Origin of the sequence: Bacillus sp. BK450 (genome assembly GCF_004364885.1) — a bacterium.
GTDB lineage: Bacteria > Bacillota > Bacilli > Bacillales > Bacillaceae > Bacillus > Bacillus safensis.
This window is the reverse complement of the sequence record NZ_SOBQ01000005.1, coordinates 52483-68857: the sequence shown is the minus strand read 5'-3', so window position 1 is coordinate 68857 and position 16375 is coordinate 52483. Positions and strand designations below refer to the sequence as shown.

15 protein-coding genes are annotated in these 16375 nt (G+C 44.8%); 3 read left to right on the top strand and 12 right to left on the bottom strand.

The annotated features are described in order from the left end of the window. Window positions 1–31: 31 nt before the first annotated feature. Entirely contained in the window at window positions 32–1612 is a 1581-nt protein-coding gene (locus EV579_RS16000) for an FMN-binding glutamate synthase family protein (protein WP_133744821.1), read from the top strand. A 240-nt stretch (window positions 1613–1852) separates the two neighbouring features. On the opposite strand, the gene EV579_RS15995 is transcribed toward EV579_RS16000, so the two are convergent. Both EV579_RS15995 and EV579_RS15990 read right to left on the bottom strand, forming a co-directional pair. Continuing rightward, the gene (locus EV579_RS15995; RefSeq protein ID WP_024424524.1) at window positions 1853–2167 is read right to left on the bottom strand and encodes a YerC/YecD family TrpR-related protein; all 315 of its coding nucleotides are present in this window, start codon (window positions 2165–2167) and stop codon (window positions 1853–1855) included. Window positions 2168–2728: 561 nt separating this feature from the next. Beyond that, entirely contained in the window at window positions 2729–4471 is a 1743-nt protein-coding gene (locus tag EV579_RS15990) for an adenine deaminase C-terminal domain-containing protein (protein WP_025092632.1), read from the bottom strand. 125 nt (window positions 4472–4596) lie between these two features. Between EV579_RS15990 and EV579_RS15985 the strand changes: the two genes are divergently transcribed. After that, window positions 4597–4818 (top strand): YgaP family membrane protein, encoded by a 222-nt coding sequence (locus EV579_RS15985; protein WP_133744820.1) that lies wholly within the window; start codon window positions 4597–4599, stop codon window positions 4816–4818. A 32-nt stretch (window positions 4819–4850) separates the two neighbouring features. Here the strand turns inward: EV579_RS15985 and EV579_RS15980 are convergent, their stop codons facing one another. Genes EV579_RS15980 through EV579_RS15965 form a run of 4 tightly spaced genes read right to left on the bottom strand, consistent with a single transcriptional unit; the run spans window position 4851 to window position 8835 of the window. Beyond that, window positions 4851–6116 (bottom strand): peptidase, encoded by a 1266-nt coding sequence (locus tag EV579_RS15980; protein WP_133744819.1) that lies wholly within the window; start codon window positions 6114–6116, stop codon window positions 4851–4853. Between the two features lie 14 nt (window positions 6117–6130). After that, window positions 6131–6796 (bottom strand): 3-oxoacid CoA-transferase subunit B, encoded by a 666-nt coding sequence (locus EV579_RS15975; RefSeq protein ID WP_133744818.1) that lies wholly within the window; start codon window positions 6794–6796, stop codon window positions 6131–6133. Further along, the gene (locus EV579_RS15970) at window positions 6772–7458 is read right to left on the bottom strand and encodes a CoA transferase subunit A (RefSeq protein ID WP_034282829.1); all 687 of its coding nucleotides are present in this window, start codon (window positions 7456–7458) and stop codon (window positions 6772–6774) included. Before EV579_RS15970 ends, EV579_RS15975 begins: the two co-directional genes overlap by 25 nt. Before the next feature lie 12 nt (window positions 7459–7470). Further along, on the bottom strand, window positions 7471–8835 hold the full coding sequence (locus EV579_RS15965; RefSeq protein WP_044335239.1) for an aspartate aminotransferase family protein: 1365 nt from the start codon (window positions 8833–8835) through the stop codon (window positions 7471–7473). Window positions 8836–9026: 191 nt separating this feature from the next. Here EV579_RS15965 and EV579_RS15960 point away from each other — a divergent pair, with 191 nt between their 5' ends. Further along, window positions 9027–10685, top strand: coding sequence for a PucR family transcriptional regulator (locus EV579_RS15960; RefSeq protein WP_133744817.1), 1659 nt, complete (start codon window positions 9027–9029; stop codon window positions 10683–10685). On the opposite strand, the gene ablB is transcribed toward EV579_RS15960, so the two are convergent. The 6 genes from ablB to purM all read right to left on the bottom strand — a co-directional run bounded on the left by ablB (window position 10680) and on the right by purM (window position 16298). Beyond that, window positions 10680–11525 (bottom strand): putative beta-lysine N-acetyltransferase, encoded by an 846-nt coding sequence (gene ablB, locus EV579_RS15955; RefSeq protein ID WP_133744816.1) that lies wholly within the window; start codon window positions 11523–11525, stop codon window positions 10680–10682. The two genes, EV579_RS15960 and ablB, sit on opposite strands and share 6 nt — an antisense overlap. 4 nt (window positions 11526–11529) lie before the next feature. After that, window positions 11530–11739: a hypothetical protein gene (locus tag EV579_RS15950; protein WP_133744815.1), complete on the bottom strand. Its 210-nt coding sequence runs from the start codon at window positions 11737–11739 to the stop codon at window positions 11530–11532. A gap of 111 nt (window positions 11740–11850) precedes the next feature. Next, complete coding sequence (gene purD, locus EV579_RS15945) at window positions 11851–13125, bottom strand: phosphoribosylamine--glycine ligase (protein WP_046314136.1); 1275 nt, start codon at window positions 13123–13125, stop codon at window positions 11851–11853. Between the two features lie 12 nt (window positions 13126–13137). Next, the gene (gene purH, locus EV579_RS15940; protein ID WP_025092624.1) at window positions 13138–14676 is read right to left on the bottom strand and encodes a bifunctional phosphoribosylaminoimidazolecarboxamide formyltransferase/IMP cyclohydrolase; all 1539 of its coding nucleotides are present in this window, start codon (window positions 14674–14676) and stop codon (window positions 13138–13140) included. A gap of 15 nt (window positions 14677–14691) precedes the next feature. Continuing rightward, window positions 14692–15261 (bottom strand): phosphoribosylglycinamide formyltransferase, encoded by a 570-nt coding sequence (gene purN, locus EV579_RS15935; protein WP_095407892.1) that lies wholly within the window; start codon window positions 15259–15261, stop codon window positions 14692–14694. Continuing rightward, window positions 15258–16298, bottom strand: coding sequence for a phosphoribosylformylglycinamidine cyclo-ligase (gene purM, locus EV579_RS15930; protein WP_133744814.1), 1041 nt, complete (start codon window positions 16296–16298; stop codon window positions 15258–15260). The genes purN and purM overlap by 4 nt, the downstream gene beginning before the upstream one ends. Window positions 16299–16375: the final 77 nt, after the last annotated feature.

Sequence of the window (16375 nt, the reverse complement as noted above, 5' to 3'; positions counted from 1 at the left end):
ACAGCAATGAAAGAGAAAAGAGGGGATCTTCGTGACAACAACTTTAATTGTCATCGGCGCATTGCTAGTCATTTGTTTGATCATCCCAATCATTCTATTGATCTGGATTTGGATGAGGGATGAAAAACAAGAGGAACATTCAGTTCTGCGAAATTATCCGGTCATTGGAAAGCTGCGGTTTATCTTTGAAAAAATAGGACCTGAGCTTCGCCAATATCTGTTTCTGAATGACCGAGAGGAGCTGCCCTTCTCAAGAAGAGAATACGAGCAGGCGGTCATGTCTGGGAAGTACAAAAGCCGGACGATGGGCTTTGGATCAAAACGTGATTTTGACAAGCCAGGCTATTACATTCGAAACGTCCTGTTTCCAAAGCAGCGAGATGAACTACGAATCGATCAATCTGAAAAAATCAAAACAAAAGTGTATCAGATTGATCAAGACAATTTACTGCGAAGAAGTGAACGTTTCAAAGAAGTCGAAGCAAATCCTTACTTTCTCCATCAAGAGGATGTGCAAGTCATTGGCGAACACACATGTCAAAAGCCTTTCCATGTGAAAGGACTGATCGGTCAATCTGCCATGAGCTACGGCTCCTTAGGCGACAGGGCGATTACAGCTCTATCCTCAGGATTAAAAATGGCCGGCGGGACGTGGATGAACACAGGTGAAGGCGGGCTTTCTCCTTATCACCTCAAAGGCGGCGCAGATATCATTTGCCAGATTGGGCCCGGTTTATTTGGCGTTAGAACAGAGGATGGCGCATTTTCCTTTGAAGAATTCAAGAAAAAAAGCGAACACGAGGAAGTCAAAGCCTTTGAACTCAAGCTGGCACAAGGAGCAAAAACACGCGGCGGTCATATTGACGGCGAAAAGGTAACGGAAGAAATAGCGAATATCCGTAAATTACCGCCTCACCAATCCATTGACAGCCCAAACCGCTTTGAGATGTTCCACTCCATTCCTGACATGTTTGATTTCATTGAACAACTTCGGAGTATAGGCGGAAAGCCAGTTGGAATCAAACTTGTTGTCGGACATAAAGAAAATATTGAAGAGCTTGCCAGCTATATGAAAAAAAGCGGGAAACACCCTGATTTCATTACAGTGGATGGCGGAGAAGGCGGTACAGGGGCGTCCTTTCATGAATTGGCAGATTCCGCAGGGCTTCCGATTTTCACGGCACTCCCCATGGTTCATCAAATATTGAAAGATTACGGGGTCAGAGATCAGGTGAAGCTCTTTGCTTCTGGCAAGCTTCTCTCGCCTGATAAAATTGCGATTGCCCTTTCAATGGGAGCTGACTTTGTGAATATTGCCAGAGGTCTCATGTTTTCAGTCGGATGCATTCGCGCCCAAGTCTGCCACACGAATAAATGCCCGGTCGGGGTCGCCACGACTGATCCAAAGCTGCAAAAGGGTTTATCGATTGAAGAAAAAAAATACCGAGTATGCAATTATATCCTGTCTCTTAGAGAAGGTTTGTTTAACTTATCCGCAGCTGCGGGAATAGAATCGCCTATTCATTTTAATGAAAAACATATTATTTTTAGACAAGAGAATGGTGAAACAAGCGAAGTTCCGATGTTCTCAGGCACACAGCCATCTGTCTAGCTCGAAAAGGTGCGAAAACGCGCCTTTTTTATTGACATTTTCGTATAAAGTTTGCATTTAGTAGAGTTTAAGGAAATCATCTCAAGCGAAGATGGCATCTCCTATGAGGGAGAAAGATGGTTTATTGGCGAGCTAAAGTAAAAAACAGGGACACTTTATCAGCCCCTGCCCGCCTTTTCATAAAAAAACTGCAAACAAGTCCATTTTTCGTAAAAAGGATTGTTTACAGTGAAAGCTGCTTTATTTTGTTTCGTTATTTTCCTGCTGTTCTGCTACGCGGTCAAGTGCCATCGTATAGGCATCGTTTCCGTAGTTCAAGCAGCGTTTGACACGTGAGATAGTTGCAGTGCTTGCACCTGTTTCCGTCTCAATTTTATGATACGTGTTTCCCTCGCGAAGCATACGCGCTACTTCAAGACGCTGTGATAAAGATTGGATTTCATTGATGGTACATAAATCATCAAAGAATCGATAACATTCTTCCAGGTCTTTAAGGGATAAGATGGAGTTGAATAACTGATCTAAGCTTTTGCCCCTTAATTTATCAATTTGCATCTTAATACATCTTCTCCTTTACTATTGCCACACCGCTTCGCACGATCTTCTTCTAAGAAAGCGGTATCTTTCCTGACTAATTTTTTTAAAACCTTAGCAATGAGCTTTGAACAGATCATGACAGGTTTGGTTCTACGCTGAAAATGCCGTCAGGTTCTTTCGTAAGCCGAAGCTTCTTTATCGTAAACAAATTCGACAAGTTCTGTCATTTTCCTTGTATGACAATCTGACAAACTTGTTTGCTTCCAGTATAAAGATGACTTCTGCTTGGTTAGGTCTTCTGCCCTCATATACAGGCTTTGCAGAAAGCTCGGCGAGACCACAAATATGCGCCCCGCCTTGCTCGGGTTATTCAAAATATGTTGGCCGGTCAGCGTAACCGGCAAATTCATTTTACAATTAGAGTACTTCATTCGTCATGTCAAAGCCCTCTGCTTTGTCAACAGCTCCACATAAGATCATGATCACTTACATGGCAGTGAAGAGAACCATGGCTCACTTCTGCCCTATAACAGCAGTCAGAAATCCAGCAAAGATGATACAGCTCCACTCTGTTATATTTTAACGCATTATAGACGGAAAGAGTACAGTTTTTTTCATGACATCAAATATTCCTCTTGGTGTCACTCGAATATACGGCAAATGTGTACTTTGGAAAAAGACAAGTGTATCAATTGGACAGTCAAATGGATAGCCGCGCTCAATGAGCAGCTCGCGTAATGTTTGTTCCTGCTGAAGAACAGTCTCAAATGGTTCAGCCGATGCACAGCCTGATAATTGCAGCGGGATTTCGTGCAAAATTTTCCCGTTCTCTGTGAGTACGATTCCTCCGCCAATTTCTTTCATCCGCTTATGTGCCAGCATCATATCTTCTTTATTTTTCCCGATCACTAAAATGTCACCGGTGAGCGAAAATGAGCTGACAAAGCCCTGCACTTTATTTGCGAACCCTTTTAGCATCGTATTCACACGCCACTCGCCTTTTCGGTCAATCAGGCTAAAGAAGCTTTGATCATGGTCACATGACAGCTGGTTGATTGAGTTATCAATTTCCACTGTATAAGGCTCCATAATAACGGCATTTCTCATCTTGACACCTAGCGGCATAGAGAATTGCAAATCACTCATCGTGAGGTCATAGCTTAAATCTAATGGAAGAAGCCCGCCATTTTCCCATTTTGTTTCTTGGAATTGATGCTGGTTCTCGCCATCTAATTTGAGAATAACCCCTTTAGATATCACCGTTTCAGGATTTGGGTTCATTGGATCATCTAAAATATTTATAGAAGCCAGCCGGCCTGGGCCAACAACGCCTAATAAATCATCGATTTGATGGTATTTTGCAATGTTAAATGTCGCCATATTATACGCATCAATGATCGGCACGCCTTCTTCAAGGGCAATCGAAATCAAACGGTTAATCATGCCTTCCTCATAAAAGTGAGGAGCAGCACCATCTGTTGTATAGAAAAAGTGGTCATAGTGTCTAAAATCACGCTCATGCAGTTCTCTTAAAATGTTCACTAAATCTGGGCGGATGGAAGAATGCCGCAATGAAACATGATAGCCAAGGGACAAGCGTTTTAACACATCGTCCGCATTCATCGCTTCATGATCACTGTCCGCGCCAAACAGCTTCATTTTTGTTAGCGTTTTCTCAGAAGCTCCTGGGAAATGCCCTTCAATTCGTTTTCTCTGCTTCTTCGTTTCTTGCATGCAATATAAAATGAGATCATCACCGTCCATCAATCTTGGCCAGCTTGTTAATTCGCCGCCTTGGAGGACGTCAGGATGATCAATCCATTCCTTCCGGTAGTTGACTGGCAGCATCTCATCTTCATATCTGACTTCCGTTTGAAGATCGTATCTGGACCACCAGAAATACTGAAATGGCTGCTTTTTTAATTCACATAGAGTGGAAAGCGCTTTCTTTTCATTGCTTTGCAAAAGAAGAAATAAGTTATCGCTGACCATCGTTGTTGTGCCAAATTGAGACACATATTCTGCAAGTGATTGGGGATTATAAATATGGAACGGGTGCGCGTGAGGCTCTATATACCCAGGCACAATGTATTTCCCTTCACAATCAATCACACGTTTAGCTGATTTATTTTGAGGAAGCTCTGCTCCGACATAAACAATTCGATCATCATGTATCCAAATATTTGCCTTCACCCATTGCTTCAAAAACGGGTTAAGCACGAGTCCATTCGTTAAAAGGAGTGTTGGAACTATTTTTGAGTCGACTACATCGATTTGTGTGCGGATGTCATTGTTTCTCCAATTAAAAGTACGTTCGGACATTCACATACTCTCCTTCATTTGTATTAGCCCTATCGTAACATAACGAACTACGTTACGCATTAATGAAACGTTACAATTTCTTGAAATCACACTTAAAATAATTTAAAAAAGGAGATTCACCTTCAATGAAACCTAATCTCGGCTTAATGGAAGCGCTCATTAGAATTGCCTGCGGAATGACAATATGTACTGCGGCTGGATCCTTATATGCTAGAAAACCATGGATTAAAATGCTGCTTTTGGGCATCATGTTTGGCGGTATGAAACTGGGATCTGGCATTCTTCGTTTTTGTCCAGTGACATACATGTGTGAGCAGCAGGACACACATAAAGAGAAGGCTGAGTAAGGCAGCCTTCTTTTTTTGTGATCATTTTCATCTCATTCCGCTGCTTCACACCATTCTACTATTGTCCCTGCAATAATTTCTGCTGCTTCTATCACATGCTCAATGTCGATGGATTCATTCGGAAAATGGGCAAGCTCCGTTGTTCCAGGTCCAAACACGATGATCGGAATACCAGCCGCCTGTGACAGTAATCCGCCATCCGTTCCCCAAGGGGCGGCTTCGATTTTCGGCGGCTGCTTCATGACCGCTTCATATTGTTCCTTCAATAAACCTAAAAGCGGATGATCCGTATCGATTGAACCCGGAAGCCATCTTGCACCAAACCATTCGACCTCAACAGGATGCTCTTGAAACCATTCATCTTTTTCTCCGAGTCCTGCCATCCAATTTTCTAATTCCTTCTCTGCCTGTTCTACCGTTTCACCCGGCATCACCCCGAGCCTGCCTTCCATTGTGACAAGGTCTGCTACGGAGGATGGCCAATCACCGCCTTGAATTTTCCCGATATTGATTGGGATCGGGATTGGGATATGCTGAAACAGCGGCTCAGTGATTCGCTGATTTCTTTCTTCTTCAAGTTCCGCTATATGTGAAAGGACTATCGTGCTCTTTTCAATAGCAGAAACGCCGTGATATCTTGTTCCGCCATGAGCAGCCCTTCCTTTAATATGCAGTCTGAACCATTTAGATCCTTGCTGAATCGGAAAGATTTTCATATGACTTGGCTCTGGAATGATGGCTGCATCTGCTGTATATCCTCTCAGTATGGCTGCAAGGGTGCCTGCGCCGCCGCTCTCTTCTTCAACAACACTATGAAACAAGACATCTCCCTTCAGCGGAATCTGAAGCGCATGCAGTGCTTCAAGTGCAAAGAGTAAAGAAACGTTTCCACCTTTCATATCTGTTGCCCCGCGTCCATAAAGTCTCCCGTTTATGATATGCCCGCTGTAGGGCGGATATGTCCATTGTTTGTGATCTCCTGCCGGCACAACATCCACATGTCCATTTAATAAAATAGATTTACCTCCGCCTTTACCTTTCAATCGTCCGGCGACATTAGGGCTTCCTTTAAAGGAACGCCTCGGGGAATAAAAATACGGATGGTTCAGCAAGTCATCTCCGTCAATGTCCCATACGTCAACATCAAAGCCGATGGCAGAAAGTTTATTTGCTACGATTTGCTGTACTTCTTGCTCATTTCCTTGTGTGCTGTCACATTGCACCATTTGCTGAAGAAGCGTCACGGCTTCCTCCTTATGCTCTTTCATCCAGTTTCTGATACGTGTGGTTGGCTGCAAGTCAGTCATCCTTTCTACACAACAGATTTGACATCAGGCGCTAAAATGAGCGGCGCCTCTGTCGCCCTCATGACATCTTCCGGCTGATACGGCGGCATGACTTCACGCAAAATGAGCAGCTGTGATTTGACCTCAATGACTGCCATATCCGTAATAATCAGATCCACACAAGACTTAGCAGTTAAAGGCAGCGTGCAGGCCGCTTTTATCTTAGATTGTCCATGTTTATCAAGGTGGCTCATCACGACCACCACCTTTTTCGCTTTTTGCGCAAGTTCAATGGCTCCACCCATTCCCGGCACACGTTTCCCTGGCACAATCCAATTGGCAAGATCCCCATGACTGCTGACTTCAAGTGCACCTAAAATGGTCATATCCAGCATCCCTTTGCGAATGATGCCAAAAGCGGTTGTGCTGTCCATATATGATCCGCCTTTTGTTAACGTAATGGGAAAACCCCCGGCATTGCACAAATTCGGGTCTTCTTCCCCTCGTGCTGGTGAAGCGCCTGCTCCCATAATGCCGTTTTCTGCATGCAGCCACACCTCGTAATGTGCTGGGATGTACTCAGCTGCAAGGGTCGGGATGCCGATCCCAAGATTCACAATCATGCCATCTTCAATTTCCTGTGCCGCGCGTTTGGCTATGCGGTGTCTTAAATCGATGTCTCCCATGCCCATGTCCAGTTCACTCCTTTTGATTGCACGATCTGGTTCACAAATACGCCTGGCGTGACGATTTCCTCTGGATGAAGCCCGCCCACAGGCACAATCTCTTCTACTTCCGCAATGGTCCAGTCTCCTGCCATCGCCACAATCGGGTTTGTATTCCGTGCACTTTTATCAAAAATCAGGTTGCCTGCTTCATCTGCTTTGAGGGCATTCACAATCGCGATATCCGCAGTCAGTGCAGGCTCAAGGATATACTTCTTTCCATCCAGCTGAACCAATTGTTTCTCATCAAGATTGAGACTATCCATGCCGACATCTGTCACAATGCCCGCTAAACCCATTCCGCCTGCCCTGATCTTTTCCGCTAGGATGCCTTGCGGGTAAAAAAGAACGTCTAGTGTCCCTGCCTGCATTTTCTGCCCGGCAATTGGATTAGAGCCAATATGTGAAGCAATGATTTTCTTCACTCTTCCTTCTGTGATCAGCCTGCCAACACCGATTTGCGGGAAGCCTGCATCGTTTCCGATCAATGTCAGGTCTTTAATATTGGCTTCTAGAATGGCATCGATCAATGATGGCGGGGACCCCACACCGCCAAAGCCGCCAAACATAATGGTCATTCCGTCTCTAAAATGCGTGATGACTTGATCAAAGTTCGCTGTTTTGTTCATCATCTTTCCTCCCTACATGGCAGATGGGAAAAACCCTCGATTGATGACTTCTTGCTCGACCTGCGTCATTGTCTGCCCGAATAAATGAATCAGTTCATCCATCTCCTGCTGCGTAATGGAAAGTGGCGGTGCGATCATAACCGCTGCACCTCCCACACCATCCTCTCCAGCGCTTGCTGGGTAAACAAGCAAACCATTTTGCTTGGCCGTCTCCACAACTAAATGTGTCATTTGAGCATGAGCAGGAAATGGTGTTTTCGATAATCGGTCTGCGACAAATTCAATGCCAATGAGCAGTCCCTTTCCTCTCACATCTCCTATAATGGAATGATTTGTTTGCAAATTCTTTAAAGCATTCATTAAATATCGTCCAGACAGATCAGCCCGTTCTGAAAGCTGATGTTTTTTCATATATCGAATGACAGCCAGTGAGACGGCTGCTGAAAGCGGATTGCCGCTATAAGTGTGGCCTGCCATCACAGAGCCCGAACCACTGAGAATCGGTGCAATCACATGATCCGCTGAGACAGCTGCCGCAATCGGTGAATAGCCGGCGCTCATGCCTTTTCCGAGTACCATAATATCTGGTACGACGCCCCAATGTTCCATGGCAAACATTTTCCCAGTTCGTCCAAAGCCTGTCATGACTTCATCTGCAATCATTAAAATATCGTTTTCCTCACAAACTCGCTTCATCGCCGCAAAATATCCATCTGGCGGAACAAGCGCCGCGCCCGCTGCTCCAACAATCGGCTCTGCAATAAAAGCCGCAATCCTCTCTTTTCCTATACGCTGGATGACAGTTTTAAATTCCTGTACATACCATTCGACCTGCTTGCTTTCTTCCTTTGGCAGCCACGAACGATAGCTGTATGGCGGAGACAGCACCGGGTGTTTTTCGAGCAGTGGTTCAAAGCGCTCTCTCCTTGCAATATGTCCTGACATCGACAGCGCACCGAGTGTGATGCCGTGATAACTCATCCATCTTGAGATGATGTGATTCTTCTCAGCCTTCCCCTGCTCCTGCCAATGCTGAATGGCAATTTTCATGGCGGTCTCTGTTGCCTCTGATCCGCTTCCGACAAAAAAAGACCAGTTCAGGTTCCCTGGGCAGAGCGTACTCAATTCATAGGCAAGTTCTTCTGCTGGTTCATTTGTGAATTGTGACCTGTACGTAAAGCTCACCTTTTCCGCTTGCTCTGTCATGGCATCAATGATGTCTCGTATGCCATGTCCAATACTTGCCGTGACAGCACCCGATGAGCCGTCTAAATATTTTTTCCCGTCCCGATCATATAAATAAATCCCCTCTCCTTTCACAGCCACAGGATAATGCTGATTCAACATCGGTTTGATTAAGTAATCCCGGGTCTCCACTTTGTCATTCCTCCCTCTCTCGTCAGCAGCTGCATCTTTCTTTTTTCATGAATCGCAAGAAAATTTTGTATACTTGTTATAAGATTAGCTTAATCAAGAGGGCAGTCATCCTCCATTCGCCACATGCCCGAATTTCACACGCATTTTTTATACATCGTGTATAAGAATGTTCAAAAGGAGGTCATGAGTCTATGGCGATTCTCGTCAAAGATGCACTCTCGCTCGATATCATGAAGGAAACAAAGCTGCTTGCTGGGGAAAATGGACTGGACCGCCTCATTCAGTGGGTGACCATCGTGGAAATTATCGAAGATACTTCAAGGCTTTCAGAAGGGGAACTGCTCGTCACAACCGGCTTTGGGCTTGCAGACAATCAGGAAAGGCGCACCCGGCTTGAGGAGCTGATTCAATCTCAACGTCTATCGGCCATTGCGATTTATAAAGGCGTATACTTAACGGAAATTCCGGCATCACTGATCGAAGCTGCCAAAAGCAGCGGCATTCCACTCATCGAGATTCCTTCACATGTCAACTTCTCAGACATTACAAAAGCCGTCCTAGAGCAAATCGTCAGCAGCCAGCTCCATCAGCTTAAATATTCTTCAGCCATTCATCAAAGACTGACCCATTTAAATGTCAGCAATAAAAATGTCACACAAATTACAGATGAGCTGGCACACCTCACTTCGGCGAACATCGTTGTGCTAGATGTTTTTTTACATCAAACCGCAGCTCATCTCATAAAAGATGAAGTGACGTACTCTCCTGCTGTTGGCTTTTTGACAGATCATGAACCAATCGAAACGATGCCTCTTCTCAAGCAGGCTGAGGAGAAAGGAAGGCTCGTTTATGACACGTGCGGTGCGTTTGTCCTTGCTGCATGTCCGGTGATTGCGATGGGTGATATTTTCGGGTTTATTGTGTCTTTGAAGAAAAAGGAAGCATGGCATCATCTCGATGCGATTGCCATCGAGCATGCCGGGGCGGTGTATGCGATTGAATGGCTGAAGCAAAAAGCCATTCAAGATACAGAAAACCAAATGCAAGGTCATTTGTTAGATGATATTTTGCAGCAGCAATACACAGAAGAAAGCTATGTGGTCGAACAGGCAACAAAGCTGCAATACGATATGAGCGATGAGCAGGTGGTCATCTACTTTCAATTTCAGCATCAGCACACACAGCTCGATCACCAAATGATGCAGCGTCTATCTCAATTGCTCACGTCGATATTTGAACGCAGACATATTCCTTATTTACTAAAGACAAGGCTCGATTCTATTTTTGTTCTTACACCAGCAGAAAAAAAAGCGTTTCAAGAAGCAGAGTGGTATCGTGCAGCAGAAGAGTGCCGGAGCACTTGGTCTTATTTTTTTCCCGTCCATCCGATTGTGATTGGCATTGGGAGAGCCTATGACCAGATCGGTCTCTTTTCAAAAAGCGCGAAGGAAGCGCAGTATGCAGCAAGGCTTCTTCCGCTTTTAAAGACAGAAGAATGCATCATTCATTATCAAAAGCTCGGCTTATACGGGATGCTGCTTGAAATGAATGAAGCGGGTATGAATTTGCATGACTTTTACGTGGAGCTGTTGAGTCCCTTGCTTTATACGAAAAAACAGGGGGCTGACCTGATCCATACACTCGAAGTGTATTTGGCACACAATGAAAATATTCAAAAATCTGCGGGAGAATTGTTTATTCACAGGCATACATTAAGCTACCGGCTGAAACAAATTGAAACGAGAACAGGCTGCAGCCTCAAATCCACAGATGATCGGATGAAGCTGCAGCTCAGTATCATGGCGTACCGCCTATCTGGTCTGCTTGATCAGATGAGAACCATTTCATGATTCATTTGGCGTTTTCACCCATAGATTCATATCTTCAATTTTGTCAAAAATATAGCAGTTGTTTTGGAAACGCCCGGTATACGTATAGCCGAGCTGATAAAACACTTGGTTCATTCCATAGGACAGTGCACGTGCAAGAGAATAAAAGACATAAATGTGCATGGATTGAAGTTCCTTTTCGAGTGCTAGAATCAAATGATGCATGAATCCTAGTTTTCTGTATGATGGAAGGGTCGCACAATCTGTTAATTCCGCATGACCATACGGTAGATTGATTTCAGCGGATGCTGCACTCACAATGTGACCGTCATGTTCAACGGCATAAAAGACGGTCCCTTCCTCCATCACCTTTTGGATGTAATCTGGCTCATTCATTGGCGTAGGATACGTTTCAAAAACGGTATCATAGAGCTTTGCCAGCTTGTGAATATCCTGCGTATCCGCTTTCCTCATCACATACTCATCCTGCCACGTGCCTTGGTCTTTTTTGAGAGGCTTTTCCTGAATAGACGCAACAATTTCATCTTCCTTCAGCCAATACGGGCTGTTCATCCGATCCTCCATCAGAAAGAGCGACATGCCGTACGCATCACTTCCAAGAAAATAATGAGAAAACACGCCTTCAAGCCGAAAGCCTTTTTCTAAAAAAAGAGGCATATGCTCACGCCTGACTTTCACAATGACCTTAGAAGCCTTGGAGTCTGCAGCTTCCTGAAGAACCGACTGAATCACATCCCGCACCCTGCCGCTGTAGTCATCCAAACGGATTCGCTCATTAAATGAATCAATACAGATCGAGGCAGAAAAACGCTCGTTCGCAAGTTCCTTCAATTGCACCATATACTCATCCTCTCTTATAATCAGCTAATAAAAAAATCCAAATGGAAAATGAAACAATGACGATACCAGAAAAAATCGACATGATCATATACCGAATGGCTGAGCCTTTTTTGGCTTTGTTTTGCTTTCTCGCTTCATACATGATGAGATTTGAGAACAGTACAAATAAAATAAGTAACACGATTGCAAATAGAATGATTCCTTGAATGACCATGCTGCCTCCTCATAAACTCGTCATCCCATACTACTTCTTCATATTCCGCCGGCATCCCTTCTCATGAACAAAAAACACCTTTCCATCTCGTCAGATAGAAAGGTGTTTTGATTAAACGTTTTTCCCCGCAGCTTTCAGCGCACGGGCACCGATGTCACGGCGATAAAATAGACCTGGCTGTATGATTTCTTCAACCGCTTCATACACTCTTGATCTTGCCGCTTCAAATGTGTCGTCAAATGCGGTTACATTTGCTACACGGCCGCCATTTGTGACGAATTGATCGTTTTCTTTTTTTGTTCCTGCGTGGAAGGTCACAACATCAGACACAGTCGTTTGCAAGGCACCGATCGGTGTGCCTTTTGCATAGTCTTCTGGGTATCCTTCTGATGCAAGAACCACACTGACAGCCGCAGTGTCTTTCCACTGTAAGTCCACATCTTTTCCATCAAGAATATCGAGGAATACTTGGACTAGATCTGATTCAAGACGAGGGAGAACCACCTGCGTTTCAGGGTCGCCAAAGCGTGCATTGAATTCAATCACCTTTGAGCCTTCTGGTGTCAGCATTAAACCTGCATATAAAATGCCTGTAAATGGACGCCCTTCCTGCACCATCGCGCGAGCTGCCGGTTTGACAACATCTTCCACAGCTTTCTGAACCACTTCATCTGAAATTTGCGGAACTGGTGAATAAGCGCCCATTCCGCCAGTGTTCGGCCCTTTGTCATCTTCAAAGGCCCGTTTGTGATCCTGCGCAATCACCATCGGATACACCTTTTCCCCGTTGACAAAAGCCATGAGTGAAAATTCTTCGCCTGTTAAAAATTCTTCGATGACAACAGATGCACTTGCATCGCCAAACTTTTCATCCTCTAAGAAATCATGCAGACAATCGACCGCCTCTTCAAGCGTCATAGCCACTGTGACGCCTTTTCCTGCGGCAAGCCCGTCTGCTTTAATGACAATCGGCGCACCTTTTTCTTCCACATATGCCTTTGCTTCTTCAAACGATGTAAAGGCAGCGTAAGCGGCTGTTGGGATATCGTAGTTCTTCATTAAGTCTTTTGCAAATTCCTTTGAGCCTTCAATGACCGCAGCTTTTGCATTCGGTCCAAATACTTTTAGACCTGCTTCTTCAAATGCATCAACGACACCTGCGATTAAAGGGACCTCTGGACCGACAATGGTTAAGCCGATTTCGTTTTCTTTTGCAAAACGAATTAATGACTCATGATCGCCTTCGTCGATTGGTACAAGCTTCGCAGCATCTGTCATTCCATCATTGCCGGGTGCGACAAATACTTGGCTGACAAGTTCACTTTGATTCACTTTCCATGCGATGGTATGCTCTCTTCCACCTCTGCCGATAATTAATACGTTCACACTGTCATCCCCTTAATGTTTGAAATGTCTAACGCCAGTGAAGACCATGGCGATGCCGTATTCATCTGCTTTTTGAATCGATTCTTCATCACGAATAGATCCGCCTGGCTGAATGATCGCTGTGACGCCTGCCTTTGCAGCAGCTTCCACTGTATCGCCCATTGGGAAGAATGCATCAGAGCCTAGTGCGCTTCCTTTTGCCTTTTCACCAGCTTGCTCAATTGCAATGTTAGCTGAGCCCACGCGGTTCATTTGACCAGCACCGATTCCTGCTGTCATTTGATCTTTCGCAAGGACAATGGCATTTGATTTCACATGCTTGACTACTTTCCAAGCAAGCTTTAAGTCTTTCCATTCGTCTTCTGTTGGTTCTCTTTTCGTTGGAATAGAAATCGTTGCTTCCTCTAAGCCGTACGTGTCAATATCCTGAACAAGCAGTCCGCCATGGACACTTGTCAGCTGCTTTTCTTTTTTCCCGAGATCCGCTTCTACATCTAATGTTAATAGACGAAGATTCTTTTTCGCCGTTAACACGTCAAGCGCTTCTTGGCTGAACGATGGGGCGATGACAATTTCTAAGAAAATCGTATGCAGCACCTCAGCCGTTTGTTTGTCTACTTCACGGTTAAGTGCCACAATGCCGCCAAAAATAGACGTCTCATCTGCTTTGAATGCTCTGTCAAATGCTTCTGCAATCGTTTCTCCTGTACCAACGCCGCACGGGTTCATATGCTTCACAGCGACAGCTGCCGGCTCCGTGAATTCACGTACGATTTGGAGTGCTGCATCTGCATCTTTAATATTGTTATAGGAAAGTTCTTTTCCATGTAATTGCTTTGCAGTAGCCAAAGAACCTTTGGCTGGAAGAGCATTTTCATAGAAAGTCGCCGCTTGGTGCGGGTTTTCTCCATAACGAAGGGATTGTTTTTTCTCAAACGTGACAGTGAACTGTTCTGGCTCTGTTTCGCCCACAAAATTTGTTAAGTAATCCGCAATCAGAGCATCGTATGCAGCCGTATGACGGAATACCTTTGCAGCGAGCTCACGTTTTTTCTCGAGTGACACGCCGCCTTCTTTGATTTGCTGGATGACTGTATCATAGTCACGAGGATCGACAATCACTGTGACGTCTTGGTGGTTTTTTGATGCCGCACGAAGCATTCCCGGTCCGCCAATATCAATGTTTTCAATCGCCTCTTCATACGTCACATCGTCTTTTGAGATCGTCTCTTTGAAAGGATAGAGATTCACGACAACAAGATCAATCGGCTGAATGCCATGCTTCTCAATCTGTGCCATATGCTCATCGTTTTCTCTCACTGCTAAAAGTCCGCCATGAATGTTCGGGTGAAGTGTTTTGAGTCGTCCGTCCATGATTTCAGGGAATCCAGTGACTTCTGAAATTCCAATGACATCAATGCCGTTCTCTTGAAGAAGCTTATGTGTACCTCCAGTTGAAATCACTTCAACGCCAAGTTCTGTTAATTCTTTCACAAAAGGTACAAGATTCGTTTTATCGGAAACACTGATTAATGCGCGTTTGATCGTCATGCCTTCGTCACCTCATTAAGATAATTCTAAAAGTGATTTGATCACTTTTGGATATAGTGTGTGTTCTAGTTCATGCATTCTTTTTTCAATCGATTCAAGCTCTTCCCCTTGTTCGATATAAATCGACGCTTGGTCAATGATCGGACCTGTATCCATGCCTTCATCGACAAAATGGACGGTGATACCCGCCACTTTGACGCCTGCTTGATAGGCTTGTCCAATGGCATCCAGCCCTGGGAAGGCTGGCAGCAAGGACGGGTGGATATTGACAATTTTCCCTCTGAATGCTTCAAGTAATGTCGGACCAATCAGTCTCATATACCCAGCAAGGAAAATCCATTCCACTTCATGCAGCCTAAGCTGTTCAATGATCGTTTGTTCAAAAGCGGCTTTATTCGGAAAAGCCTTCGGTGTAAAGGCAAAGGAGGGAATGCCCTCTTTCTCAGCACGCTCCAGCACCTTTGCACCCGGTTTATCACAAATCACAATGGCGGCCTCTGCCTGCCACTGTTCTTTTTTTAATGTATCTATAATGGCTTGAAAATTCGTCCCGCTTCCAGAGGCGAAGATCGCAAACTTCTTCATGAGAGGCTTCCACCGCCGAATGTGACACCTTCTCCTTTTTGAACACGGCCGATGAGAAATGCTTTCTCTCCGTCTTTTTCAAGTCCTCTGATCACTTCGACAAGGTCATCTTCTTTTACCGCTAAGACAAAACCAATGCCCATATTAAACACGTTGAACATTTCTTCTGCCTTTAACTGTCCTTTTTCTTGAATAAAGGAGAAAATTGGCGGTACTGGCCATGAGCCGTTATCAATCTCAACGCCAAGCCCTTCAGGCAGCATACGCGGTAAATTTTCAATAAAGCCGCCGCCTGTCACATGTGCCATGCCGTCAATCTTGCCGGCTTTCACTTGTTTGAGAACAGGCTTCACATAAATTTTGGTCGGTTCAAGAAGCTCTTCTCCAAGCGGTCTTGTAAAAGGTTCATACGTTTGGTGAAGATCTAGACCCGCATCTTCAAGCAATACTTTTCGTACAAGAGAATAACCATTGCTATGAATTCCGCTAGAGCTGAGTCCAATCAGCAAATGCCCTTCCTGGATGTTCTCTCCTGTGACGATTTCATCCTTTTCAACGACGCCTACTGAAAAACCAGCAATATCATATTCATCTTCTGTGTAAAGACCCGGCATTTCTGCTGTTTCTCCGCCGACAAGCGCTGAACCAGACTGCTCACAGCCGTCAGCAACACCTTTGACGATTGATTCAATTTTTAACGGATCTGCTTTTCCTACTGCTAAGTAATCTAAGAAAAAGAGCGGTTCTGCCCCTTGTGCCAGCACATCGTTCACACACATTGCCACGGCATCTACGCCGATCGTATCGTGTTGATCCATTAAAAAGGCAAGCTTTAATTTTGTTCCGACACCATCTGTTCCTGAGACAAGAACGGGCTTTTTGTATGGCAGCTCAGATAAATCAAACATACCGCCAAATCCGCCTAGAGCACCCATGACACCTGCTCTTTTTGTACGTTCTACGTGTGTTTTCATTCGTTTGACGGCTTCGTATCCTGCTTCGATGTCGACACCGGCGTTTTTATATGCTTCTGACATCCCATTCACTCCTTTTAGCTGCTTCTCTTCCATTTATTTTCAGCAGAATGAAAGAGCAGCATATCAAATCATCTTGA